The 2,757-nt window shown below is 38.5% G+C and carries 4 protein-coding genes; all 4 read left to right on the top strand.

Annotated features, from left to right (window positions below):
• Nucleotides 1-344, top strand: a 344-nt coding sequence (locus GX497_03740; protein ID HHY72333.1) for a hypothetical protein, incomplete at its 5' end; no start/stop codon positions are given.
• Nucleotides 337-1,305 (top strand): hypothetical protein, encoded by a 969-nt coding sequence (locus GX497_03735; GenBank protein ID HHY72332.1) that lies wholly within the window; start codon nt 337-339, stop codon nt 1,303-1,305. The genes GX497_03740 and GX497_03735, both read left to right, overlap by 8 nt.
• Before the next feature lie 13 nt (nt 1,306-1,318).
• Entirely contained in the window at nt 1,319-1,777 is a 459-nt protein-coding gene (locus tag GX497_03730; protein ID HHY72331.1) for a hypothetical protein, read from the top strand.
• A gap of 163 nt (nt 1,778-1,940) precedes the next feature.
• A partial coding sequence (locus tag GX497_03725) for a wall-associated protein (GenBank protein ID HHY72330.1) occupies nt 1,941-2,757 on the top strand: 817 nt, incomplete at its 3' end.

Below are 2,757 nucleotides of genomic sequence, written 5' to 3'. Positions count from 1 at the left end.
TAATGTTTACTGCAAAAGAAGGCTCCATCTTTCTTACACTAGATACCGAAGCAGGCATTGAAATCCATAGTCAGCATAACGTACTCTTTCAAGCTGAAAAAGACCTTGAAATGACAGGTGGACAGGCTGTTCAATTCAAAGCTGGAGACTCTATCCATGTGACTTGTGATGTCAGCAGCATCGTGATGGACGGGATCACAGATATCCAAGGTGATCTGGTGAAAATGGAAGGCTGGGTCAAAGCCGCTGTCCCGATGCAAAATGAGGAGGAAGAGGAAGAAGCTGAGCTAGGTGCATCTGTCCTTGGGATGATTCCTGTCACTGGGGGTGGCGGCATTGGCTAAATCAAAGAAGCCTAGCCTTCCCTCAAAATGGAAGGGTGCCGCCATAAGTGCACTTGGCAACGTTCCAATTAAGGGTGTTATAAAAAAAGGGGCAAAAGCATTAAAAAAGGCATCAAAAGCTGCCAAAAAGAAGGTTAGTAATACAAAGAAGAAAGTAGTCGCTTCCCTTAAGACACAGAAGAAGACTGTAAAGAAAAAGATAGGGAAAATCGTTAAAAAAAGAGGAAAGGTGTTCACAAAAGCCAGAAAGCTTAAAAATAACCTGACGAAGAAAGAACAGATTAGTAACCAGAAAAAGCTAATGAATAAACAGGTGCTTGCTGCGAAAGTGAATGTGAGATATGCAAAAGGAAATGTCTATTCAAAACTAAGCAACCCACCTATGTGTCCAAATCCAAATCAGTACACAGAAGAAAAAATTTATCAAATGTATATAAACGGTAATAATGAAATTATGTTTCAAATCTCTAAGGAAAAGAGAGAAGCCGTCCTAGATAGGTTAAAGAGAGAAACTGTGCAAAAAGAGATTGAAAATAAATTTCCAACAGTTAGGGCTGGTTTTGATTTTGGAACAACGTTTATTCCAGCCCCAAAAACTAGGACAATCGGAAGGATATTGGGATTAACTAGCAAAAGTAAAAAACCTTCAAATGTCTCTAAGAGTAATGTTTCAAAAAACATCTTTGGTATGGATGCCTCAAAACCACTAAAGGCTTCTGACTTAAGGCAATACGCTAAGTCACAGGGGTGGACAAAATCTCAAACAGCTAACGGACCTGAGAAATGGGTAGATAAAAATGGTGTAGCAAGAATTACCATTAAGAAAGGCAGTGACAGAGCTCCTGGAAGTGCTAATCCACATGTTGAAATAAAAGATGCAAAAGGTCAAAGGATTGACTCGTTAGGAAACCCTGTAAATAGAAAGAGTCCTGATAATCATACACCAATAATTTTTGACTAGAGGAGGATAGAGAATGAATTTACAATGGTATTTATTTGACCATAGTTATTTAATGGGTATTAGTTATAATCCAATTGATTGTTTATTAACGCTAGATATCGATGCAAAAATTACTTATGAGCATCCCAAAGCTAAAAGTATAAATAGTTCAGAGGATAATTTTGAGAACATTTCTATTCGTTTTGAAGGAGTTCAGTATATAAGAATGATTAATAGTTTAAACTTAAGAACAAATCCTAACGATGATTTTGGGAGCATTGAGCATCTGCAATTAAAAAGTTTAAATTCAGTAAGCGAAGGCTTTTCGATTATTGATGAAAATGATAGAAAGATAATGTCTCTTAATTTAACGGAAGATAATGTAGTAACTATTTTTACAAACTCAAATAGCTTGTCTTTTCTTACTTTTGTTTCAGAAATGATTTCATTTGAAATTGGTTTCGAAAGTTACTCTATAGATATCACTGAATGATAGCATAAATACGTTATTTCATTTTCTACCACACCTTGATTGGCTCGAAAGCCTTTCAAGGCCTTTTTTTGTAGTGGCTATATAGTGATGAATAGACGATACCCAAAATTAGGGAAATTTATCGTACAATATTAAGGAGATAGACTGGCAGTTTCTCAAGCGGATGGCATTCCATTTTGGTGCGGTGCTTGTTCCGGATGTTATTGCTAATAGTTCAAAATTTTGGTTTAGTTTTTTTGAAGGCCAAAATGGAAAGCTACGAGAGGCTCCTTATCGTCTCGCCAAAGACGTGGCGACCTATAGGCATACAACAGAAAATGGCTATGCCCAGCAAGTGCAACTAGATGACTTTCAAATTTACACCATCGAATCTGACCAGTATTTCAACATTGGCGACCGAGTAACGATAAAGAACACGGAGCTTATCATTGCCCAAGCCACCGTCACGATGAAACAAGGCCTCCTCACCTATGAATATGTACTAGCACCAGAAGCAGGCATTCGGCAAAACTTGATTTACCATCCCTCCCTATGTGGAGGTGCGGTAGAAGGAAACATCATCGATGTTGCCAAAGACAAGGTTCGCGTCCACCTTTCGATTGATGATGCACAAAACAAAGATGAGGCCACTTGGTTTCCATACTCTACATTTTATACAGCCGAAGGGAACAGCGGTTTTTACTGGATACCAGAATTAGGAGACACCGTTCAACTTTATTTCCCAAGTGACAAGGAAGAAGAAGCGGTTGTCATCAGCTCGGTGCGGAAAGAAGGAGCTGGTAATCCAAAGACATCTGATCCTAGCATCAAGTATTGGGGAACAAACCATGGAAAACACATGAAGATGGGCACTAATGATGTAATGTTTACTGCAAAAGAAGGCTCCATCTTTCTTACACTAGATACCGAAGCAGGCATTGAAATCCATAGTCAGCATAACGTACTCTTTCAAGCTGAAAAAGACCTTGAAATGACAGGTG

This window comes from Bacillus sp. (in: firmicutes) (assembly GCA_012842745.1).
Lineage (GTDB): Bacteria > Bacillota > Bacilli > Bacillales > Bacillaceae_J > Schinkia.
The sequence above is the reverse complement of the archived record's forward strand: the minus strand, read 5'-3'. Positions and strand labels throughout refer to the sequence as shown.

Bases quoted from the DNA above. Each gene is read 5' to 3' on its own strand.
- GX497_03730 (HHY72331.1), top strand. From the start codon at position 1,319: ATGAATTTACAATGGTATTTATTTGACCATAGTTATTTAATGGGTATT.